The sequence below is a fragment of the Pseudoalteromonas sp. CST2 genome, assembly GCF_028599385.1.
GTDB classification, from domain to species: Bacteria; Pseudomonadota; Gammaproteobacteria; order Enterobacterales; family Alteromonadaceae; genus Pseudoalteromonas; species Pseudoalteromonas atlantica.
Genome location: NZ_JAQREO010000004.1, coordinates 291,436 through 312,431 on the forward strand (window position 1 = coordinate 291,436; position 20,996 = coordinate 312,431).

23 protein-coding genes are annotated in these 20,996 nt (G+C 41.3%); 10 read left to right on the top strand and 13 right to left on the bottom strand.

Features of this window, described 5'->3' with window-relative positions:
* Positions 1–39: 39 nt before the first annotated feature.
* Positions 40–804, top strand: coding sequence for a class II glutamine amidotransferase (locus PSH41_RS08260; RefSeq protein ID WP_004587229.1), 765 nt, complete (start codon positions 40–42; stop codon positions 802–804).
* 71 nt (positions 805–875) lie between these two features.
* On the opposite strand, the gene PSH41_RS08265 is transcribed toward PSH41_RS08260, so the two are convergent.
* The 5 genes from PSH41_RS08265 to cmoA all read right to left on the bottom strand — a co-directional run bounded on the left by PSH41_RS08265 (position 876) and on the right by cmoA (position 5,217).
* Positions 876–1,613, bottom strand: coding sequence for a DUF3108 domain-containing protein (locus PSH41_RS08265; protein WP_029772580.1), 738 nt, complete (start codon positions 1,611–1,613; stop codon positions 876–878).
* 16 nt (positions 1,614–1,629) lie between these two features.
* A complete protein-coding gene (purN, locus tag PSH41_RS08270) occupies positions 1,630–2,277 on the bottom strand; it encodes a phosphoribosylglycinamide formyltransferase (RefSeq protein ID WP_004588939.1) in 648 nt (215 codons plus the stop codon).
* Positions 2,277–3,329 carry a phosphoribosylformylglycinamidine cyclo-ligase gene (gene purM / locus PSH41_RS08275; protein WP_273589951.1) on the bottom strand — a complete coding sequence of 351 codons (1,053 nt, stop codon included), beginning with the start codon at positions 3,327–3,329 and terminating at the stop codon, positions 2,277–2,279. The genes purN and purM overlap by 1 nt, the downstream gene beginning before the upstream one ends.
* Before the next feature lie 181 nt (positions 3,330–3,510).
* Positions 3,511–4,479: a tRNA 5-methoxyuridine(34)/uridine 5-oxyacetic acid(34) synthase CmoB gene (gene cmoB / locus PSH41_RS08280; protein ID WP_273589950.1), complete on the bottom strand. Its 969-nt coding sequence runs from the start codon at positions 4,477–4,479 to the stop codon at positions 3,511–3,513.
* A gap of 12 nt (positions 4,480–4,491) precedes the next feature.
* The gene (cmoA, locus tag PSH41_RS08285; protein ID WP_004588942.1) at positions 4,492–5,217 is read right to left on the bottom strand and encodes a carboxy-S-adenosyl-L-methionine synthase CmoA; all 726 of its coding nucleotides are present in this window, start codon (positions 5,215–5,217) and stop codon (positions 4,492–4,494) included.
* Positions 5,218–5,333: 116 nt separating this feature from the next.
* Here cmoA and PSH41_RS08290 point away from each other — a divergent pair, with 116 nt between their 5' ends.
* Complete coding sequence (locus PSH41_RS08290) at positions 5,334–6,023, top strand: DUF3334 family protein (protein WP_004588943.1); 690 nt, start codon at positions 5,334–5,336, stop codon at positions 6,021–6,023.
* 243 nt (positions 6,024–6,266) lie between these two features.
* On the opposite strand, the gene PSH41_RS08295 is transcribed toward PSH41_RS08290, so the two are convergent.
* Complete coding sequence (locus PSH41_RS08295) at positions 6,267–6,764, bottom strand: M48 metallopeptidase family protein (RefSeq protein WP_273588058.1); 498 nt, start codon at positions 6,762–6,764, stop codon at positions 6,267–6,269.
* Between the two features lie 13 nt (positions 6,765–6,777).
* A complete protein-coding gene (locus tag PSH41_RS08300) occupies positions 6,778–7,626 on the bottom strand; it encodes a DUF72 domain-containing protein (protein WP_273589949.1) in 849 nt (282 codons plus the stop codon).
* A 610-nt stretch (positions 7,627–8,236) separates the two neighbouring features.
* Between PSH41_RS08300 and aspS the strand changes: the two genes are divergently transcribed.
* The 3 genes from aspS (at position 8,237) to PSH41_RS08315 (ending at position 11,061) form a co-directional block, all read left to right on the top strand.
* Positions 8,237–10,015, top strand: a complete 1,779-nt coding sequence (gene aspS / locus PSH41_RS08305; RefSeq protein ID WP_029772588.1) for an aspartate--tRNA ligase — start codon at positions 8,237–8,239, stop codon at positions 10,013–10,015.
* Between the two features lie 189 nt (positions 10,016–10,204).
* Positions 10,205–10,435 (top strand): hypothetical protein, encoded by a 231-nt coding sequence (locus PSH41_RS08310; protein ID WP_024033669.1) that lies wholly within the window; start codon positions 10,205–10,207, stop codon positions 10,433–10,435.
* A 29-nt stretch (positions 10,436–10,464) separates the two neighbouring features.
* On the top strand, positions 10,465–11,061 hold the full coding sequence (locus PSH41_RS08315) for a pentapeptide repeat-containing protein (protein ID WP_273589948.1): 597 nt from the start codon (positions 10,465–10,467) through the stop codon (positions 11,059–11,061).
* A 90-nt stretch (positions 11,062–11,151) separates the two neighbouring features.
* On the opposite strand, the gene PSH41_RS08320 is transcribed toward PSH41_RS08315, so the two are convergent.
* Complete coding sequence (locus tag PSH41_RS08320) at positions 11,152–11,475, bottom strand: hypothetical protein (RefSeq protein ID WP_004588950.1); 324 nt, start codon at positions 11,473–11,475, stop codon at positions 11,152–11,154.
* 124 nt (positions 11,476–11,599) lie between these two features.
* Between PSH41_RS08320 and PSH41_RS08325 the strand changes: the two genes are divergently transcribed.
* Entirely contained in the window at positions 11,600–12,343 is a 744-nt protein-coding gene (locus tag PSH41_RS08325; RefSeq protein ID WP_273589947.1) for an alpha/beta hydrolase, read from the top strand.
* 105 nt (positions 12,344–12,448) lie between these two features.
* On the opposite strand, the gene PSH41_RS08330 is transcribed toward PSH41_RS08325, so the two are convergent.
* The 3 genes from PSH41_RS08330 to PSH41_RS08340 all read right to left on the bottom strand — a co-directional run bounded on the left by PSH41_RS08330 (position 12,449) and on the right by PSH41_RS08340 (position 14,985).
* Complete coding sequence (locus tag PSH41_RS08330; RefSeq protein WP_273589946.1) at positions 12,449–13,021, bottom strand: hypothetical protein; 573 nt, start codon at positions 13,019–13,021, stop codon at positions 12,449–12,451.
* A complete protein-coding gene (locus tag PSH41_RS08335; RefSeq protein WP_273589945.1) occupies positions 13,018–13,638 on the bottom strand; it encodes a hypothetical protein in 621 nt (206 codons plus the stop codon). Before PSH41_RS08335 ends, PSH41_RS08330 begins: the two co-directional genes overlap by 4 nt.
* A 144-nt stretch (positions 13,639–13,782) precedes the next feature.
* The gene (locus tag PSH41_RS08340) at positions 13,783–14,985 is read right to left on the bottom strand and encodes a bifunctional alpha/beta hydrolase/OsmC family protein (RefSeq protein WP_273589944.1); all 1,203 of its coding nucleotides are present in this window, start codon (positions 14,983–14,985) and stop codon (positions 13,783–13,785) included.
* A gap of 267 nt (positions 14,986–15,252) precedes the next feature.
* On the opposite strand from PSH41_RS08340, the gene PSH41_RS08345 reads away from it, so the two are divergent.
* Together PSH41_RS08345 and PSH41_RS08350 are read left to right on the top strand one after the other, a co-directional pair.
* Positions 15,253–16,092 (top strand): isopenicillin N synthase family dioxygenase, encoded by an 840-nt coding sequence (locus PSH41_RS08345; RefSeq protein ID WP_004589526.1) that lies wholly within the window; start codon positions 15,253–15,255, stop codon positions 16,090–16,092.
* Positions 16,093–16,384: 292 nt separating this feature from the next.
* The gene (locus tag PSH41_RS08350; protein ID WP_273589943.1) at positions 16,385–17,776 is read left to right on the top strand and encodes a DEAD/DEAH box helicase; all 1,392 of its coding nucleotides are present in this window, start codon (positions 16,385–16,387) and stop codon (positions 17,774–17,776) included.
* Between the two features lie 101 nt (positions 17,777–17,877).
* Here PSH41_RS08350 and PSH41_RS08355 read toward each other — a convergent pair whose 3' ends face one another.
* Positions 17,878–18,621, bottom strand: coding sequence for a DUF3307 domain-containing protein (locus tag PSH41_RS08355; protein WP_273589942.1), 744 nt, complete (start codon positions 18,619–18,621; stop codon positions 17,878–17,880).
* On the bottom strand, positions 18,621–19,244 hold the full coding sequence (locus PSH41_RS08360) for a hypothetical protein (RefSeq protein ID WP_273589941.1): 624 nt from the start codon (positions 19,242–19,244) through the stop codon (positions 18,621–18,623). The genes PSH41_RS08355 and PSH41_RS08360 overlap by 1 nt, the downstream gene beginning before the upstream one ends.
* Before the next feature lie 166 nt (positions 19,245–19,410).
* Here PSH41_RS08360 and PSH41_RS08365 point away from each other — a divergent pair, with 166 nt between their 5' ends.
* Complete coding sequence (locus tag PSH41_RS08365) at positions 19,411–19,914, top strand: LabA-like NYN domain-containing protein (RefSeq protein WP_004589523.1); 504 nt, start codon at positions 19,411–19,413, stop codon at positions 19,912–19,914.
* Between the two features lie 152 nt (positions 19,915–20,066).
* On the top strand, positions 20,067–20,990 hold the full coding sequence (gene nudC, locus PSH41_RS08370) for an NAD(+) diphosphatase (protein ID WP_273589940.1): 924 nt from the start codon (positions 20,067–20,069) through the stop codon (positions 20,988–20,990).
* The last annotated feature ends 6 nt before the right edge of the window (positions 20,991–20,996 follow it).

Consider the following 20,996-nt stretch of genomic DNA (forward strand, 5'->3'; position numbering starts at 1 on the left):
AGCGCTATTTATACGTATTTTTTAAGGGTTAGTTTATTAATGTGTGAATTACTTGGCATGTCAGCCAACGTACCTACGGATATTTGTTTTAGTTTTTCAGGTCTATTAGAGCGCGGTGGTAATACCGGCCCGCATAAAGATGGCTGGGGTATTACGTTTTACGAGGGTAAAGGGTGTAGAACCTTTAAAGATCCTGAGCCAAGCTATCAATCAGAAATTGCCAAGCTAGTAAAAGCTTACCCCATTAAAAGCGTGTCGGTAATTAGCCATATTCGCCAAGGAAACCGTGGCCGAGTGTGCCTTGAAAATACCCATCCGTTTACCCGTGAGCTTTGGGGACGCGAAATTACCTATGCACATAATGGGCAGTTATCTAACTATCACGATTTAAAACCACAATATTATCGCCCTGTGGGCAACACCGACAGTGAGCTGGCGTTTTGTTGGTTGCTAGATAAAATTCGTGAAAAATACCCAAAACGTCCCTCTAATATGGCCTCTGTATTTAGATACGCGGCTAAGCTTTCGCATACGCTACGTGAAAAGGGCGTATTTAATATGTTATTGACCGATGGCGTATTTGTATTGGCGTACTGCACTAATAACTTACACTACATAACGCGCCGAGCACCATTTGGTAAAGCAACGTTAATTGATGCCGATATGGTGGTTGATTTTAACGAAGAAACCACCCCAAACGATGTAGTAACAGTAATAGCTACACGACCTTTAACCAACGACGAACGCTGGCAAAAAATGCAGCCAGGGGAGTTTGCGTTATTTAAAATGGGCGAACTAATTTAGTTAAATAGCCTAAAAGCAAACACAAAAAAACGCGATATAAAATCGCGTTTTTGTGTTTGCTATCACCGTGTTTACGGCGCTTCTGATCTTACTTCGCTGCTCTCACTTACTGGAGTAGAAACAGGCTGGGTAACGGTAAATGAATTCATTTGTACTTCAAACTGCTCCATGCCTTTTTCACCTTTCCACATACGTACAAGCATGTAGTCCATTTCTGGTGCAAACCAAGCAAGGGCTTGGCGTTTATCGTTATCGTATAAACGTTTTACTTTTATAGCTTCTACGTTACCAATTGGCAGCGAAATCATTTCTTTGCCAACCACTTCAAAGTTGTAGTCGCGGCGATTGCCTTTTTTATCAATAAGCGGAAACGAAAAATAAGTTTCGCCTTTTTTTAAGCCTTCGCGTACTTGTACTTGATACGAAATAGCATCTTGAAATTCGTCAGTCCATTCGCACTTTAGCGGGTATTCGCTAGTACTGCTGGTGACCACTTTATTTTGTGTATCAAAGTCTATTTTATAATCTTTATCTGGGCCGGTGCCGGTACGCACCATATTGTAATGATGAGGAGTGACTTTGTTATCTAAAAAAGTAAATACTGAGGTTTCTTCTCGCTTGTCAGAGAAAATCATCCACTCAATATTGCTGTGATAAGTAAGTTGATATGTTTGCTCGCCAACTTTTTTAAGCTCGCGTACTGCCTCGCCATGATTTTTACCTTTGCGTAAAATATCGTAGCTGGCTTGATACTCTGTTAGTTCGCCTGCAATTAGGCTAGTAGGAAGTAAAGCGCCCACACATAACAGCAGGGCACTTATTTTTTTATTGTGGGTAGTGCGCGCCGTGTGCAGGAAGTTGTTTTTCGTCAAGAACTGCATAATCTGCTTCCATAGTAAGTCTGTGTTCACTGAACCACTTGACCACCAAAGGATAAATTATATGCTCTTGTTCGTGCACGCGTTTAGCTAATGTTTCTGCTGTATCATCCTTGAGTACAGGTATTTGCGCCTGAAGAATAACGGGACCGCCGTCTAACTCTTCAGTTACAAAATGAACACTTACGCCATGAACATCGTCTTTTGCATCAATTGCTCTTTGGTGGGTATTCAGCCCCTGATACTTAGGCAACAAAGATGGATGAATGTTCAACATTTTTCCAACATATTTTTGCACTAAGCTAGGAGTAAGAATACGCATAAACCCAGCTAATACAACTAGATTTGGCATAAAAGAGTCAATAACGTTCATTAATTGCGCATCATAGGCCTCGCGCGAGTCAAAATCTTTGTGACTGAGCACTTTTGTAGCAATACCTGCTTGTTTTGCACGCTCAAGGCCGTAAGCGTCTGCTTTGTTACTTATAACAGCCGCTATGTGTCCGTTTATTTCGCCGCGCTCGCAGGCATCAATAATGGCTTGTAAATTAGAACCACTACCCGATATTAATACCACTAAGCGAATGGGTGCCATTACTTAGCACCACCTACAATTTCTACTTGCTCTTCGCCGGCAACGGCATCTTGAATTTCACCAAGGTGCCATGCGTTTTCGCCAAGCTCTTTTAAAATGCTTAAGCTTTGCTCTAGCGCGTCGCCTGGTACTACTAATACCATGCCTACACCACAGTTAAATGTACGGTACATTTCGTGCGTAGTAATATTGCCGTTTTCTTGTAACCAGTTAAAAACGGTTGGCCACTGCCAGCTATCGCCTTTAACTACTGCTTTTGCAGAATCAGGTAATACACGCGGAATGTTTTCCCAAAAGCCGCCGCCAGTAATATGCGATAGGGCATGCACGTCTACTTGCCTAAATAACTCAAGTAAAGGTTTAACGTAAATACGGGTTGGCTCTAGTAAGTGCTCGCCTAGTGTTTTGCCGTCAATAACTTGGTTCGTATCGGCGTTTGATACTTCAAGCACTTTACGAATTAAAGAAAAGCCGTTTGAGTGCGGACCGCTAGAAGCAAGGGCTATAAGTTGATCGCCGGCTGCTACTTTTGTGCCATCAATAATTTTAGATTTTTCTACTACACCGGTACAAAAACCGGCCATGTCGTAGTCTTCACCATCGTACATACCTGGCATTTCAGCTGTTTCGCCGCCAATCAGGGCACAGCCAGAAATCTCACAGCCTTTACCAATACCGGTTACTACATCGGCCGCTGTGTCTACATCTAGCTTACCTGTTGCATAGTAATCTAGAAAAAACAGGGGTTCAGCGCCTTGTACTATTAAATCGTTTACACACATTGCAACTAAATCAATACCTACAGTGTCGTGTTTTTTTAAGTCGATAGCTAAACGTAGTTTAGTACCTACACCGTCAGTACCTGCTACTAGTACTGGCTGTTTGTAACCTTCTGGAATTTCGCAAAGAGCGCCAAAACCACCAATTCCGCCCATTACTTCTGGACGACGCGTTTTTTTAACTACGCCTTTAATACGCTCAACAAGTGCATTACCAGCGTCGATATCTACGCCCGCGTCTTTATAGCTTAATGACTGTTTTTGTTCGCTCACAGGTTTTCCTCAAATAATTGCTTGGGGTTGCTTTTCGATAGCTTAGAAACGCGCGTATTTTACAACAATTGCAACTGCGCGGCTAGCTCAAATATAGTTTTGAAATAATTAACAAGGACACTTGTCCGCTATTAGTTTGTTAATTGCACAAAAAAAGCACCCCTGGGTGCTTTTTAGTTATTTATGCTTTGGCAGTTAGTATTGCTCTAAGTGGAGCAGGGTAACCTTCAATGGTTTTACTTGTATCGTTTGGGTCTAAAAAATCAACTAATGATTCGTTTTCCATCCAGTCGGTCCTACGTTGCTCATCAAGCGTGGTAATTGCGCAATCTTTTATTTGCACATCTTTAAAGCCAACGCGTTCCATCCACAGTTTTAGTGCAGCAGTACTTGGAATAAACCAAACGTTGCGCATTTTTGCGTAGCGGTCGGTAGGTACCAGTACGGTGTTTTCATCGCCTTCAATTACTAACGTTTCTAGTACGAGTTCGCCACCTGGGCGAAGCTGCGCTTTTAACTGCGCTAAAAAATCGATAGGCGAGCGGCGGTGATACAGCACCCCCATAGAAAACACCGTATCAAACGCTTTAAGCTCGGGTAGTGCTTCTACACCTAATGGTAATAAATGCACGTTTTCGTCTGGGTTGTAATGTTTAATGGCCTGAAACTGACACAAAAATAAATCAGAAGGGTCAATACCCACTACAAATTCAGCGCCTTCACCGCGCATACGCCATAAGTGATAGCCAGAGCCACAGCCTATATCTAATACTGTGCGGCCTTTTAATGGCTCAATATGAGGAAGTAGGCGGTCCCACTTCCAATCGCTGCGCCACTCTGTGCTTATTTCAATACCGTGTACAGTAAAGGGGCCTTTGCGCCATGGCATCATGCGTTTTAATAAATGCGTGGCTTGTTTTTGCTCGCCTTCGCTCATCTCCCCCGGTGCGCCAATTTCTACTTTAGTGGCGATATCAACGTGGGTTGTTTTTACTTCTGGCAGATTTTTAAGTACTTTTTGCCATTTTGGTAAATCGCCATGGCTTGCCTCGTTTTGCCAATGCTTTAATTGAGCGGGCAGGGTTTCTAGCCAGTGGCTAAGCGGGCTTTGTGCAATTGCTGCGTAAAATTGGTTAAACCATTGAGACATAAGTCACTCTCTTTATTTAATTGCTACCATTGAGCAAAAATTAAAACATTGATACCACACCTGCGTTTGGCTAAAACCAATGTCGCTTAAACGATTAAAGTGAGTGCTTAGCGTATCGGGGCGCATCACGTTTTCAATGGCAGTACGTTTTTGGCTTATTTCAAGCTCTGAGTAGCCATTGTGGCGTTTAAAGTCGTGGTGCAAATCAATTAACAAATTATCGCACTGCTCGTTTTCGGCTTTAATTTTTTCGCTAAGGAGCAGTACGCCACCGGGTTTTAAGTTAGCGTAAATTTTTTCAAGCACGGCTTGGCGCTGTAATGGCGGAATAAATTGCAAGGTAAAATTCATGGCCACTACCGACGCATTTTGAATCTCAAGCTCGTTAATATCGCCTAAAGTTACTGTAACAGGCACGTCTGACTTAAAGCCTTGTAAATGTACCTTACAACGCTCAACCATAGCTTGTGAGTTATCTACAGCAATAATATGGCAGTTATCGGTGCGAATATTACGGCGCATACTTAGGGTAACTGCACCAAGCGAGCAGCCTAAATCGTAAAGGTTTGAATTACTTTGCGCATATTCACCGGCCAATTTACCCATAGTGCTTACAATGGTGGCATACCCAGGCACAGAGCGCTGGATCATATCCGGAAAAACCTCAACCACATTTTGGTCAAAGCTAAAATCTTTTACTTGTTGCTCAGAGGCGTAAATACTGTCTTTTATACTCACTAAGGCAGTCTCTTTAAAAATAATGGCACTATTTTAACATTTTATACTGGATAGTCAGTGATAAATTCAGTAGCTTGGCTAGAATTATGAATAATAAGTATAAAAGAGAACGTTAAATGAGCAAAAGTAAGGTAATTAGCACAGACGATATATTAGCAACCCTATGTCATTCAGTGACGGGTGTGCTGTCATCAGCCAGCGGTAACGAAATTAGCTACTCGGCTATGGTGCAAAAAATAACGCGCACCTGTATGCGTCCAGACATTGGCTGTTTTGTATTATTTGATGGTGGCTTTACAGGGCTGGTAGTCACTAATTTTACAGCGCAAGCGGCAATGGAAATTTACGGCGATTACATGCGCAATATGGGCATGCCTGAAGAAGAAATTGCCCACAGTCATTTATCAGATGACGTTTCAAATGTAATGGGCGAGCTGATGAACCAAATTGTTGGTGACTTCACTTCTAAAGTGCGTGAGCAGTTACATACCTCTATTACGCAAAACCAGCCAAAAATGATGGCGATTAATAAACAAGTGCAAATATCGGTTGATACCACTATGGATCGTCCACAAGCACGCCGCGTAACCTTTACTACGCGCAACCAAAATATTTTTTACCTAGAGCTGGCAATGGATAAAACAGAGTTTATAAAACTACATGACTTTGACATTGTAGAAGCGATAGACCCTGATGACATTATCGAAAACGAAGCTAAGCAAAAGGCCGAAAAAGCAAAAGCTAAGTCAAAAGAAGCAGAACAAGATGATGCCGATGATGACTTTATGGCTGAGCTAGGGCTGTAATGTAGGTTGGGTTGAGCGAAGCGAAACCCAACGTGCTTTTGAGCTGTCAGTTTTAAGCTATCAGCGGTCAGTAGAAAAGTTACTAAAGAGAACGCGATTTTAAATCGCGTTTTTTTATTGAGAACTTTGATTACGAGTTAGGTTGTATTTATTTTTCGCTGACCGCTGACCGCTGACCGCTGACCGCTGACCGCTGACCGCTGACCGCTGACCGCTGACCGCTGACCGCTGACCGCTGACCGTTCATGAATAAGGATTCTCCCCCATCGCTACCACCACACAAAAAATCCTCAAATCTAACTCTAACTGATGGTATTGCGGCTCCATGTGGCAGCACAATTTATAAAAGCTTTTGTTATGGTCTTTTTCTTTAAAGTGGGCGAGTTCGTGTACGACTAGTGCTTTTAACAGTGGCTCGGGTGCGCGCAGTAAATCGCTGTTTATGGCTAAATCGTGTTTACGGGTTTTACCCTGCATGCGGTAGGTGTGAGTACCGAGTGCGTTGGTAACCATATCACCTTGTTTTTTAAATGCAGCGCGGCCAAACGGTGGGGCGTTTTTTAAATACTGTTTTTTTAAATCAGTGGCGTAGCTATAAAGTAGTTTATCGGTGGTTATAGTATGCGGTTGCGGGTACTTTTTAAGTAAGTAGTCACATACCTTATTGTTATTTATAAGGCTTAATACTTGCTCAACAATGTTAGCTGGGTAGCCGGTAAAGTAACGTGCGTATTCACTCATTTGTATTCTCTATTTAAAAAAGCGTTGGCTGGTGGGCTTCTTTTTCGCCGCTGAATGGATTTAATACCGGGTGATTATACCCTAGGTCTTCACAAAACTGCCTAGCGAGTAGTGGAGATTCACGGTTATCGGCAGTATGAAAAAACACATACGGGGATTTACCCTCATCAAGCCATTGTTTTACTTTACCAAGCCACGGTTTATAAAAGGGTTTATAGTCGTTTTGTAAATTGGCTATTACAAAGCGCGCCATCGGCTGCGAGCCAGTAGCTATTGCATGTACCGGTAAGTGGGGCTTTTTTTGTTGTGCATCTATTAAAGCCTCGGTGGTGGGTTTTACTGCAAAAAGCGCACGGGTATCCATAGAAATACGGTTTATATTATTTGCCATTAATAGCTGATTAAGGGCAATTTCGGCCTCACCTTTTTTAAAAAAATCACTATGGCGTACTTCTACGCCGTAATTTAGCTCTTTGGGGAGCAAGCTAATAAATTGCGTTAATTTAGGTAAATCGTTTGGACCAAACGCTTTGGGTAATTGCAGCATTATTTGCCCTGTTTTTTCAAGTATTGGGGCAAATAACGTAAGCCAGTCATTAAGTTCTGTTTGAACATTACTAAGCGCAAGCTCGTGGCTAAAGCGACGATGAAACTTAAACGTAAATTTAAAGTCCTCGGGTACGCTTTGAGCCCAGCGTAAAACAGTGCTTGGCGCTGGGTCTGCGTAAAAGCTGGTATTGCCTTCAACTGAGTTAAAATGCTGGGCATATTGGTTTAGCATATCGGCATTTTTACATTGGCGGGTAAATAAGTTGCCTTTCCAGGCGCTGCTCGACCACTGAGGGCATCCAATATATAACATAAAAAGGGTGGCTTAATGACTTCGTGGCGTAAGTGTACCAAATACATACGGTGCTTGCTGCAAATTAACATTACAAAGCTAAACACACGGCCTAGGGCGTGTTGATCTTTGTAGATTGAAATTTGTTCAATCTAGGGGCGGTTAAATCGCGGCGCGAGGTTTGTAACCTAGTGGGCTCGATAACTGCTCCTGCGTTATTCTAATGACTTACATCCCTGTAAGAATAAGTAAAAATCGAGCAAAGCTTCCGCGTCCTGCTCACGCCCCTTACCTACATCCATGTAGGCAACAAAGAGTTAATCGTCCCTAGAAAGAACCCAAAGGGCAGCGCATGTTTGGCATTTATGCTGCGTTATCGCCTTTTTATGGGGAATAACCACACTACATAGACTCTGCCTTGCCTAAAAGCCAAACATACTGCTGCAAATTCAACCACCAACGTTCAACACGCCCTAGCATCTTGATACTACTTGGGTATAATGCAGGGCTTAATTTAATTATTTTTAGATTGCTAGCGGCTTTATTTGTATTGTGGTGACCAGTTTTTTAAATCACACGCCTTAAAACAAATAAATATAACCGTTTAAGCCTTTTATCTGACAGGAAAACTATGCGCTCTATATATTGCGGACAGCTAAATAAAACTCACGTAGATCAAGAAGTTGAACTATGTGGCTGGATCAACAAACGACGTGACCTTGGTGGACTTATCTTTGTCGATTTACGCGATAGAGAAGGGTTAGTACAAGTTGTATTCGATCCAGAGGTTGAAGGACTAATGGATAACGCTAACAAACTTCGCCAAGAGTTTTGTGTGCAGTTAAAAGGGGTTGTACGTGCGCGCCCAGAAAGCCAAGTAAATAAAGACATGGCAACAGGCGAAGTAGAAATTTTAGGCACTGAGCTAACTATTATTAACCGCTCTGAGCCGCTTCCGCTTGATTTTAATCAAACCAATTCTGAAGAGCGCCGCTTAAAGTATCGCTACTTAGATTTACGTCGCCTTGAAATGAGCGACCGTATTAAACTGCGCGCTAAAGCAAGCAGCTTTGTTCGTCGCTTTTTAGATGACAATGGCTTTTTAGACATTGAAACACCTGTACTTACAAAAGCAACACCAGAAGGTGCACGCGATTACTTAGTACCGAGTCGTGTTCATAAAGGTAGCTTTTATGCATTACCACAGTCACCACAGTTGTTTAAGCAATTGTTGATGATGTCGGGTTTTGACCGTTACTACCAAATTGTTAAATGTTTCCGTGATGAAGATTTACGTGCCGATCGTCAACCTGAATTTACCCAAATAGATTTAGAAACCTCGTTCATGAGCTCTGATCAAGTACGTGGTATGACTGAAAAAATGATCCGTGAAATGTGGCAATCATTACTAAACGTTGATTTAGGCGATTTCCCAATTATGCCTTACAGCGAGGCAATGAGCCTTTACGGTTCTGATAAGCCAGACTTACGTAACCCAATGAAGCTTGTTGATGTAGCTGATTTAGTAAAAGACGTAGAGTTTAACGTATTTTCAGGCCCAGCTAATGACGAAAAAGGCCGCGTTGCTGTATTAACAGTACCGGGTGGCGCTAAGCTTTCGCGTAAGCAACTTGACGATTACACTAAGTTTATTGGCATTTACGGCGCTAAAGGTATGGCGTGGATGAAAGTAAACGACCGTGATGCAGGCGCTGAAGGCGTTCAATCTCCAGTGGCTAAGTTTTTAAACGAAGAGGTAATTACCCAGTTACTTGAGCGTACTAACGCACAAACGGGCGACATTATTTTATTCGGTGCCGATAAACGCAACGTTGTAAACGAAGCAATGGGCGCGCTTCGCTTGAAGATTGGTGTTGATTTAGAAATCACTAACCTTGATAGCTGGGCGCCACTTTGGGTTGTTGACTTCCCAATGTTTGAAGAAGATGACGAAGGCACGTTACATGCAGTGCATCATCCATTCACCGCACCAAAAGATATTAGCGCAGAAGAGCTTGAAGCAAACCCTGCCGCGGCTATTTCAGATGCTTACGACATGGTATTAAACGGCTACGAAGTAGGTGGCGGTTCGGTACGTATTCATAATGCTGATATGCAAGAAGCAGCATTTAGAATTTTAGGTATTGATGCGCAAGAGCAACAAGACAAGTTTGGCTTTTTACTTGATGCCCTTAAATACGGCACACCACCACATGCTGGTTTAGCCTTTGGTCTTGACCGTTTAGTTATGCTTTTATGTGGTACCGATAACATTCGTGACGTTATTGCGTTCCCTAAAACCACTCAAGCATCGTGCTTATTAACCGATGCACCTAGCAAAGCTAATAGCGACTCGTTAACTGAGCTTGCAATCAGTGTGGTAGAAAAAGCAATTCCTAGCGAAGAGTAATACCGCGCGCAACAAATGCGCTTAGCTAGATTTAAAAACCCTTAGGAGTATGCCTAGGGGTTTTTTTATGGTTAAATTTAAACCAGTTCATACCAATCGTGTTAAGTTATTAGTCTATTTAGCACGCTAGAATAGTTAAATATTCAAGTTGCTTGGTATCAAATATTATTCAATAGAGAGGGAGTTCTTATGTCGTTTAATCTCACATTATTTGGTGAATTTTTAGCTTTTTTTATTTTGTTTTGCATTCCAATTTTTGCGCTGATTAGCTATAAAATAGGTAAACGCAAAAGCACCATGCCGGGCGTTTTAGCTTTTGTGGGCGGATGCTTAGCGGTATTTCCGCTTTTTGGCTTAATTTTTATCGCCTTATTAGCGCTTAAACAAGATTTGCCAAAAACCAGCCCTTATGCCCATTAAACAACCCTAAATACGGACACGTAGTCACAGTGCCAATTTCTAATAATAGCTATTATTGCGATCAGCAATTTAGTGCCTTACAGCTAGCAAAACACACACTCGAAAACACAGAATTTGAAGCATGTACGTTTATAGATTGCGACTTATCTCAGGGGCAATTTAAAACGTGTCGATTTATAGAGTGCAGCTTTGAGCATTGCAATTTATCGAGCATTGAATGGGGATACAGCTCGCTTGAAAGTGTAAGCTTTAGCCATTGTAAGTTAAACAGCGTGCAATGGAGCAATGCTGATTGGGGAGCCCTAAGTATAAATGCGCCGGTGAGCTTTAATAGCTGTGAGCTTAGTAACTGCTCTTTTTATGAATTAACTTTAAAATCACTAAAATTAATACACTGCTTTGCAAAAAATGTTGATTTTAGACATGCCAATTTAAAGCAAAGTACATTTACAGGAAGTAATTTTCGCGATAGTGAGTTTTTTCAAACCACTTTAACTGAGTGTGACTTTGTAGGGGCTACAGAATTTAATATAGATTTAAACAGTAATGCGTTAACGGGTGCTAAGTTCGAGCGCTTTGAAGCTCTTAATTTACTTACAAGCCTTAATATTGAGCTTTGCGATTAATATGTGAGGAGCGTTTAGAAGCTGCATATTGCAAGCCTCTAAACAATGAATAACCTTTAATAAGATTAAACAGTGGCCTGTAGCTTGGTATTAACAGCTAGGGCCATTTTTATTACGAGCGTTTGCCAATGTGCGGGCAATTTCAAGCAGTGCAGGGGTGATGTCATCAGCGCCGTCTTTGATTAATTTGGTTACATCACCTGATGAATATAAGCTATCGCGCGGCGACTTAATACCAAGTTCGCGCACAAAGTCTTTTGTTTTACCTGTGCTGCCTGTTTCAATAAATTTAAAAATAATACGCTCGTTGTTACTTTTTGGCTCGGCCTGTAACACGGCAATTTCTTCTTTATAGGCTTCTATTCGACTTTGCAAAATGTCGATACGTTGTTCAATAGTGCTGTATGATTTCATGGGGTACTTTTCTAAATTAACTAAAAATAATACCCGTATTATCGCATACATTAGCAATGGCGCGCGCTAACCTTTATAGTAAAAGTTATTTTTATTTAAAAACAATAATTTATATAAGTACAACATGCATAAAACAATAAAAAAGTTACTAAAAGTAAGTGCATTTAGCCTAAGCGCGAGTTTAATATCACCATTAAGCTTTGCTGATGATGTAATAGTGGATCAAAGCCGCAATCGGACCATCCCTATAAATATCACATACCCCAATGAGAGTAATCAATGCAGCGTACACGCAAAGTGCCCTGTAGCATTTGTAAATGCAGGCTACGGTATTAGCCACAATGACTACACGTTTGCGAGTAAGCTATTTAATGCACAGGGTTATTTAAGCATTGCAGTCGCGCATGAGCTTAAAACCGACCCTGCACTTAATCGTATGCAGCCATATTTAACCACCCGCATGGAAAACTGGCACCGTGGTGTGGTAACGCTTAAGTTTTTAGTTAATCAGCTAAGTGCTCAATACCCTAAGTATAACTTTTCTCAGCTCACGTTATTTGGCCACTCTAACGGCGGCGATATATCTGCTTTATATGCTTCAATTTACCCGAATGAAGTAAGCCAAATAATTACCCTCGATCACCGCCGCATGTTGATCCCACGTAATAAAAACATACGCGTGCTTACACTGCGTGGTAGTGATTACCCAGCCGATGCGAATGTTTTATTAAATGAAACAGAGCTAAAAAGCTTCCCTGTTAGCCAAGTAATGATTGAAAAATCGCGCCACAACGATATGCACGACGGCGGGCCAAAATGGCTGGTACAGAGAATGAGTAAAGAAGTAGGGGCGTTTTTAGATAATTAGCCAAGATATATAATCAAGCCAACTTTAAGCTGGCTTGATATATAAAGGTTTAAGCTGACGCAGAATTTTGAGTGGCATTAAACAAAGTATGTATATTATTGCAGGTTACCCTTGCGGCGTAGCAAACTGTTTTATTGGCCGTTCCTTTATTTCCATATCTTTTGTAGGAATAGCTAGGAGTGAATATTTCGTTCTTATGGTAATGATATCAACAAACTTACCGTTAATGTACAAGTTGACGAACGGTGTAATTGTACTCACTAAGTATTTTTTTTCGGGGTCCAAAGCAAATTTTTCTTCCATGCCTTTTAGCTCAATAAACTTTACTTCAAGCGGTTCGAACTCTATCGAGGATAATTTTTTGTGTGCACGCCGGCGCCCTTGTATAGGTTGTTCAGGGACCTTTGCATTGGGGTTTTCTGCTCTTATTGAGAAGTATTCATCCACTTCATATATGAACATTGAGTTTAAGTCGATACCTTGTCCATTGAAAGCGAGAGAGCTTAATTTAACTTGATAAGGCGAAGTATTTTCCAACCTTATACTAGTTATACATTTAGTATCTATATGACAAAATGTATAAGAAGATGCAGCAATAGGACCTTCGATAACTTCTTCAGAGTTGGCAAAAGTAGAGTAACTAATTAAAAGAAATATAATATTGATCAAAGTTTTCATTGGGCTGTTCGCACTGCATTTTCAAAAAGATATGCCGAATATAGCAATATATCTCTGTCTTCATTAGTTTGATAAATCTGTGCCTTTTGAGCGATGAAATTAAGATCCTTTATAGCAGTTCTCGCGTTATATGCTGTATCTTCAGAAGTCCAAACTGCGTGACTAAACTCATGAACAATAGTATCTACTTTTCTATCAGTACCTACGCTAAAAAAACTCTTGCCAAATCCTATAATTCCATATCTGTCATAATAGGTAGCATCGCCAAACTCAGCACATTTATACAATTTTTGTGGGGTCAAATACATAGAACCAATAAGGTTAATTACTTTACGCGCTTGGCGGATTAAAAATGTTCGTGTTGTTTCAAAATTAATTGAATTAACAAAACCATATTGTTTCATAATTGATTCGAATTTTTCTTTTTTCTTTTCATCTAAGTTAGCAGGGTTGTGCAATATATTAATAAAAGTTGTTAATGCTTTTGGGGTAATTAGCATAGCCAATTCAATTTGTTTTAGCTCAGATAAAGTTAACTCGATACCTGTTTTGTTTGTTACTTCGTAAATTGAAAAGTTGTTGCGCTCATAGTAAGTATTTTTATTCATACTATTCATACCTATCCTTGGTTGTATAATTTTTACTAACAAACTACTAGAATTGTACCTATTATTCAACCTCTATATTTTATCTCAGATTGTGAGGTTGCTTTATTGAACATCTAAAATAGCGCAGCCACAGCTGCGCTATTTTTGTTTTAGTTACTCAACTAATTCACTTACTACAATTGGGCTGTTATGCAGGGTTTTATGCACTGGGCATTTGTCGGCTATTTCTAGCAGACGCTGGCGCTGTGCTTCGGTTAAGTCGCCGCGTAGGGTAATTTTACGGGTAATGGCCTCTAGGTTTTGGGTACATTCGCCGTTGTCGCAATCTTTGTAATAGTCGCGGGTGTGTTCAAGCTCTACTTTTATATGATCAAGCGGCAGCTTTTTTAAGGTTGCATACATACGCAGTGTCATTGAGGTACACGCGCCTAGGCCTGCGAGTATATGGTCGTAAGGATCGGGGCCTAAATTACTGCCACCTACTTTTAATGGCTCATCGGCAAGCCATGAATGATCTTTAGTACTTACGTGCTGAGTAAATATATGATCTTTTTCTTCAACCAGTACTTTGCCGTTTTCTAATTTTGCGCTGTAGTTGCTTTGCTCATATTTAACGTAGCGGTTTGCCCAATTAGCAATAAGCGTAGCAGCGTACTCGGCATCGTTTTTATTACTCAGTAAGTGGTCGGCGTTATCGAGGCTAATAAAGCTTTTTGGGTGTTTGGCTGATGCATAAATTTTCTCGGCTTCTGAAATATTAACCGTGGCATCAACAGGGGAGTGCATAACTAAAAGTGCGCGTTTTAATTTACCTATATGGCTACGGTCGTACTTTGCTATGTCCTCTACAAATTGTTTTTTTATGGTAAATTCGCGCCCAGCTAAGCTAACTTTAGCTTCACCTGCGGCGTTTATTTCGTCTAAATGGGCTTCAAAGTTATGTGCAACGTGTTGCGCATCTGAAGGAGCGCCAATTGTTGTAATAGCCGATACCTCAGGAATATGCTCTGCAGCAGCCAGTACGGCAGCGCCGCCTAAGCTGTGGCCAATTAATAACTGCGGCGCATCAAAGTGCGTACGCAGGTGATCGGCTGCGGCCACTAAATCTTGAATATTTGATGAGAAGTTACTGTTTGCAAAGTCGCCGTCGCTATTGCCAAGGCCGGTAAAGTCAAAGCGCAGTACGGCAATACCCTGTTGGGTAAGGGCGCGGCTTATGCGCGTAGCGGCAGCAATATCTTTACCACAGGTAAAGCAGTGTGCAAATAAAGCATAAAACTTTACATCGCCGGCTGGGCGTTCAAGCTGGCCTGCAAGTTCTAAATCGCCGCTTTTAAAAGATACTTTTTGTCGCATAGAAGAGCCTTAGTGTTTCATTAAATTACGTTACAATAATAGATAAGATATAAGCACTAACTAGTGTAATTTCAATGTTTATTATGCTTTGATCTCGATCAAGTAAACTGCTTACTATTTCATCGTGAGGACATTTGTCCTTATGTTTTTTGGGTGGTTTGTCTATCCTCGCACAGCGCTATAATGAAGGTTTTGCTACTTTATATTGGCTAATTAGCTATATTTTAAAGCAGCTCACTTCTAACAACCTATTCACTGGAACGTACAATGCAATTACCTACTGTTGATTATAAAGCTCCCGATGCGGCTGCTCACTTTGTTGAATCGTTAAGAAACACCGGTTTTGGTGTATTAAAAAATCACCCAATCCCGCAATCTTTAGTTGAGTCTATTTACGAAAAATGGCAAGACTTTTTTAATTCAGAGCAAAAGCACGACTTTTTATTTTCTAAAGAAACGCAAGACGGTTATTTCCCGCCTTCTGTATCTGAGGTAGCTAAAGGCTTTACAGTAAAAGACATTAAAGAGTACTTTCATGTTTACCCTAAAGGTCGCGTGCCTGCAGAGCTTGAAGCCGATGTACGTGAGTACTACCGCTTAGCTAACGAATTTGCAGCAACGCTTTTAAGCTGGGTTCAAGCAGAGGCACCAGCCGATGTACGTGCTAAGTTTTCTATCGATTTAAAAGACATGATTGCTGATTCTGAGCAAACATTGTTACGCATTTTACATTACCCGCCAATGACAGGTGATGAAGAGCCAGGTGCAATTCGCGCTGCAGCACATGGTGACATTAACTTATTAACTGTGTTACCTGCATCGAACGAGCCAGGTCTGCAAGTTCAAAAAACTGATGGCGGTTGGTTAGATGTGCCATGTGACTTTGGTAGCTTAATTATTAATATTGGTGACATGTTACAAGAAGCGTCGGGCGGGTACTTCCCATCGACTATTCACCGTGTAATTAACCCAACGGGTAAAGCGTCGACTAAGTCGCGTATTTCTTTACCACTGTTTTTACACCCACGTCCTGATGTTGTGCTTTCTGAGCGTTACACGGCAGACAGCTACCTACAAGAGCGATTACGCGAGCTAGGTGTTAAATAATAGTTGCTTTTTAAACAGCATCTATTCAAAAGCGGCTTTTTAGCCGCTTTTGTTGTTTTACATAGCCCATTGGGTTATATCCCCCGCACAGCGATTTAATCGCCCCTAGTTAGTACATATTTTAATTCACAAAAACGTACCTGCTTTTATGCCATAGTGCTGTTTTGTATTGTTATTCGTTATTTTTGCGCTGAGTGCTTATTTGGCTAAGTGAATATTTCCATGCATTTCTAAGTTAGTTGCGTATAATGCGCCCTTGGCCGGTTTGGCCTTTATTTTATTGAGAGATTTTATGAGTTTTGATGGTTTAGGTTTATCACTGTCTTTAGTTAACGCGGTTTTAGAAAAGGGCTATGAAACGCCAACGCCTATTCAGGCTCAAGCAATTCCTGCAATTATTGAACGTCGCGATGTGATGGCGGCTGCACAAACAGGCACAGGTAAAACCGCCGGTTTTACGTTACCGCTAATTGAGCTGTTATCTAAAGGCAGTAAAGCAAAAAGTAACCACGTACGTGCCCTTATTTTAGCGCCTACGCGTGAGCTGGCTTTGCAGGTAAGCGAAAACGTTGAAGAATACGCTAAGCACTCTGATGTAAGTTCGTTTGTAGTGTACGGAGGCGTAAAAATAAACCCACAAATGCAGCGCCTTCGTAAAGGGGTTGATATTTTAGTGGCCACGCCTGGGCGTTTAATCGATTTACATAATCAAAACGCTGTTAAGTTTGATAATGTTGAAGTGCTGGTACTTGATGAAGCGGACCGCATGCTTGATATGGGGTTTATTCACGACATTAAACGCCTGATTGCTAAAATGCCGCCTAAACGCCAAAACTTAATGTTTTCGGCAACGTTTTCAGATGATATACGAGCATTGGCAAAAGGGTTAATTAACGACCCTGTTGAAATATCAGTTGCGGCAAAGAACACCACTGCTAAAAGCGTAACGCAAAGCGTTTACGCTGTTGATAAATCGCGTAAAACCGCATTACTTAGCCATTTAATTCGTAGCAACGATTGGCAACAAGTATTAGTGTTTAGCCGTACCAAGCACGGTGCAAACCGTTTAGTTAAACAGCTTGAGCGCGACGACATAGTAGGCGCCGCTATTCATGGTAATAAATCACAAGGCGCTCGTGTTAAAGCATTAGATGGCTTTAAAAGTGGCGAAGTACGCGTACTAGTAGCGACTGATATTGTGGCACGTGGCCTTGATATTGTTGAGCTTCCGCATGTGGTTAACTACGACTTACCAAACGTATACGAAGATTACGTTCACCGTATTGGCCGTACCGGTCGTGCTGGAGCATCAGGGCATGCTATTTCGTTTGTAACAGCCGATGATGCCGCTGATTTATACGGTATTGAACGTTTTATTGGTGAGCTAATCCCTCGCGCTGAAGAGCCTGGATTTGAACCAACTAGCCCAGTACCTGAGCGCGCATTAGATGCTCGCCCAATTAAACCTAAAAAGCCTAAAAAAGCAAAGCAGCCGTTTAACAAGCCTAAGTCTGATAAGCCGAACAGCAAAAAACCAAACAATGGGGGAAGCGGTACAGGCCCTCGTCGTGGTGGTTCTAAAAAACCAGCAGCCAAAACCGATGACAACGCACAAAGCCCATGGGCAAAGCGCCAATCGGTAGGTGGTAATGGCCAGCGCCGTCGTCGCCCAAATAACGATTAATCATTATTAAAGATTGTATTGGCCTTTAATTAAACGCCGATAAAAAAACGCGCTACCTTTTTAATAGAAGTAGCGCGTTTTTTATTATCTGTAATTTATACTTACCTGATCAACGAATTAACGCCTAATCCTACAAACAAGGTGACGCTAACGCTTAGTAAGGTGCCTAGCATAACGTACTCGGTGAGCTTTTTATCTTTACTGGCACTTAAATCGCCAAACCTAAATACCGACTTGGCAGCTAGCAAAAAGCCAAGCCCCGCAAATTGATCAAGTAGTATAAAGCTGAGCATAAGTACTCGCTCTATCATGCCAATGCTTTGTCCGGCCAACGGTAAGCTGCCCTCACTTGAAAAGTTAGCGGTAAGCCTTTCAAGCATCATTCTTATAAATACGGCACTTGGGCTTAATATAATTAAATATCCGCATACAACCCACAGTACTTTAGGGTTTGTGGCAAGTGCGCTTACGTACGCGATTAAACTTTGGTTATCAGTTATATAAATACACAGCGCTATTATTACGGCTATATGCGCGATTTGGTCGAGTAAAAAGGGCACAACCCCTTTGCTAGAATACGACTTAGCAATATCTATTAGGTAGTGGCTAAGCATAATTGCAGCTGTTGAAAGTAACACGGTGTTTAGTTGTTGCCAGCCATAGCTATATTCCCAAAGCGCTAAAATAATGGCGCTAACCACACCGTGTACTAATACATGCAGGTAGAGCTTTTTAGCTTTAAAGTGGTGGGTGTTTCTATCGTTTACCCAGCTCATTGGTTGTAAAAAAAAGTCACTGACTAGGTGGCCTATAATTAATGCCGCTAATAATAACGAAAACCCCATTACTCACTTCCTTTTACAATCGTTGTTATGACCTGTTTAGCGTGTACTATAAATCGCTCTATAAGCTGATAATTTGCTAAATTAAGCAATTTAGTGACATTTTCGCGACTGGTGTTAAGCTCTTTTGCCAGTGCTGCATGGCTGTTATCGGCCTGGGTTAAATACACGTAAAGCGCATTGGCTTGTTTTTGCGTTATTTTGCTAAGCAAGGTATCAACAAAGGCAAGGTTAAGGCTAAAACTTTCATCTAGGGTGTGCTTTGCTATCTGTAAGGTAAAGCGCTGATTGGCTATTTTATCAAGGCCTTGCCCTGAGAGCACAAAGGCCGAGCCGGTAGCTGTTTTTATATCGCTGCGTGGGTTGTCTACCTCACCTAAGGCCATACTTTGGCGCAGCTCGTAACCTGCCGACTTTAAATGCAAATAAATGATAATAGCGGTTTTAATTAACTGCTCGCTTTGATTTATTTGTAACTGAAAAGCATCACCTCGGTATATGGTCCACAGGGATGTTTTATCACTAATTGCACGCAAACTTTGCTCTAGCTGATAAAGCATGGCATCGTATTGCTGCTTAGGTATTTTTTGCGATTTAATTATATCGCCGCTGATCACACCAATCATAAAAATCCAAAAAGTAACTTAATGCAGTTACATAGAATCAGGTAACCAAATTTGGTTACATTTAATTAAGTAACCAATTTAGGTTACTTAAAACAAAATTGCAAGGTTCACTCGTTAATGGCGTTTTATTTCAGCTGCGCTGAGCTGTGAGCACTTAAGGAAACAAATGACTTTACAAAACGATCAGCAAATCAGTAAGCCACGTGTCGGTATTTTTGTTGATGTACAAAACATTTATTACACGTGCCGCGAAAGTTACCGTAAAAACTTTGACTACAATGCATTTTGGGCGCACATGAAGCAACAGTATTCTATAGATTGTGCATTTGCGTATGCCATTCACCGCGGTGATGAAAAACAAAACCAGTTTCAAAATATTTTGCGTGCTATTGGCTTTGAGGTAAAACTAAAGCCGTTTATTCAGCGCCGTGACGGCAGCGCAAAAGGGGATTGGGATGTAGGCATAACGATAGATATGCTAGAGCAAGGCAAAAACCTCGATAAAGTTATTTTGCTCTCTGGTGATGGCGACTTTGCGTTATTGCTAGGGCATTTAAAAAATCAATACAATGTACCGTGCGATGTCTACGGCGCCGATAAGTTAACCGCTGAGGTGCTTAAGCAAAGTGCAGAACAGTTTCATTTAATTGATGATAGCTTGCTACTCTAAAGCATAAAATATAGCGGCTAAGTGCCTGCAACATGAGAGTTTTTAATAAAGAGCCTATATAGCTAATATAGGCTTTTTTTATTGCGGTAATAAATTGGGTTTACTCAGCGGTTATGGTAATTTTACGCCATACCATGTTATTGAGGACTCACATGCTTTATTACAGCGACATGCCATTAGACCGCGGGTCTAATTTTCGTAAAAACGCGGCGTGGTTAAACGCGCAAATGTCGGCACAAAGTAAGTGGCTTTTGGTGAATAATAACCACACTTTGTTTTATAAAGACGCAGCTCAAGTGTGCTACTTAACGTATCCGCAAATTGCCCATTTAGATTTATCAAACGCTATTTATTTAGGCTCAAATACCGAGCAACAGGGTGTGTTTGCGTTAGATGTTTCAGCCATACACGATGACGAACTCAAGTGCGTTATAGGCGACGCACAGTTTTTTGATATACGCCAATATGGCCCTCACGTTGATATAAAAGATGGCTCTATCGCCGCACTTGCACGTGGCTTATGTTATTGGCATGCAACGCATAGTTTTTGTGGGCGTTGTGGCAGTAAAAATACATTAGTAGAGGCAGGGCATTCACGCCTATGTGAAAACGAGCACTGCAAGCACCCTACATTTCCACGCACTGACCCTGCGGTAATTATGGTGGTTACTAAAGTATTTGAAGATGGAATAGAGCGTTGTTTATTGGGTCGTCAAGCAATATGGCAACAAGGTATGTATTCGTCATTGGCGGGCTTTGTAGATCCAGGTGAAACACTAGAGCAAGCTGTAGCGCGCGAAGTTAAAGAAGAAGCAGGCATTGACGTTGATAATGTACGTTATATTGCCTCGCAACCTTGGCCATTTCCTTCCTCTATTATGTTGGGTTTTATTGCTCAGGCTAAAACTGAGCAAATAAACGTAGATAAAGACGAATTAGACGATGCCAAATGGTTTACGCGCGAAGAAGTTAAGGCGTTTGGCAATATGGGCGATGAAGGCGATCATTATAAACTCCCTCGGGTCGATTCAATTTCGCGTTTTTTAATTGAACAATGGCTTTCTAATAAGGTTTAAGGATTG

Excerpts from the sequence above, each read along its gene's own strand:
- PSH41_RS08260 (WP_004587229.1), top strand. The coding sequence starts at position 40 with ATGTGTGAATTACTTGGCATGTCAGCCAACGTACCTACGGATATTTGT.
- purN (WP_004588939.1), bottom strand. The coding sequence starts at position 2,277 with ATGGCACCCATTCGCTTAGTGGTATTAATATCGGGTAGTGGTTCTAAT.
- cmoB (WP_273589950.1), bottom strand. The coding sequence starts at position 4,479 with ATGTCTCAATGGTTTAACCAATTTTACGCAGCAATTGCACAAAGCCCG.
- PSH41_RS08290 (WP_004588943.1), top strand. The coding sequence starts at position 5,334 with ATGAGCAAAAGTAAGGTAATTAGCACAGACGATATATTAGCAACCCTA.
- PSH41_RS08295 (WP_273588058.1), bottom strand. The coding sequence starts at position 6,764 with ATGAGTGAATACGCACGTTACTTTACCGGCTACCCAGCTAACATTGTT.
- PSH41_RS08300 (WP_273589949.1), bottom strand. The coding sequence starts at position 7,626 with ATGTTATATATTGGATGCCCTCAGTGGTCGAGCAGCGCCTGGAAAGGC.
- aspS (WP_029772588.1), top strand. The coding sequence starts at position 8,237 with ATGCGCTCTATATATTGCGGACAGCTAAATAAAACTCACGTAGATCAA.
- PSH41_RS08310 (WP_024033669.1), top strand. The coding sequence starts at position 10,205 with ATGTCGTTTAATCTCACATTATTTGGTGAATTTTTAGCTTTTTTTATT.
- PSH41_RS08320 (WP_004588950.1), bottom strand. The coding sequence starts at position 11,475 with ATGAAATCATACAGCACTATTGAACAACGTATCGACATTTTGCAAAGT.
- PSH41_RS08325 (WP_273589947.1), top strand. The coding sequence starts at position 11,600 with ATGCATAAAACAATAAAAAAGTTACTAAAAGTAAGTGCATTTAGCCTA.
- PSH41_RS08330 (WP_273589946.1), bottom strand. The coding sequence starts at position 13,021 with ATGAAAACTTTGATCAATATTATATTTCTTTTAATTAGTTACTCTACT.
- PSH41_RS08335 (WP_273589945.1), bottom strand. The coding sequence starts at position 13,638 with ATGAATAGTATGAATAAAAATACTTACTATGAGCGCAACAACTTTTCA.
- PSH41_RS08340 (WP_273589944.1), bottom strand. The coding sequence starts at position 14,985 with ATGCGACAAAAAGTATCTTTTAAAAGCGGCGATTTAGAACTTGCAGGC.
- PSH41_RS08345 (WP_004589526.1), top strand. The coding sequence starts at position 15,253 with ATGCAATTACCTACTGTTGATTATAAAGCTCCCGATGCGGCTGCTCAC.
- PSH41_RS08350 (WP_273589943.1), top strand. The coding sequence starts at position 16,385 with ATGAGTTTTGATGGTTTAGGTTTATCACTGTCTTTAGTTAACGCGGTT.
- PSH41_RS08355 (WP_273589942.1), bottom strand. The coding sequence starts at position 18,621 with ATGGGGTTTTCGTTATTATTAGCGGCATTAATTATAGGCCACCTAGTC.
- PSH41_RS08360 (WP_273589941.1), bottom strand. The coding sequence starts at position 19,244 with ATGATTGGTGTGATCAGCGGCGATATAATTAAATCGCAAAAAATACCT.
- PSH41_RS08365 (WP_004589523.1), top strand. The coding sequence starts at position 19,411 with ATGACTTTACAAAACGATCAGCAAATCAGTAAGCCACGTGTCGGTATT.
- nudC (WP_273589940.1), top strand. The coding sequence starts at position 20,067 with ATGCTTTATTACAGCGACATGCCATTAGACCGCGGGTCTAATTTTCGT.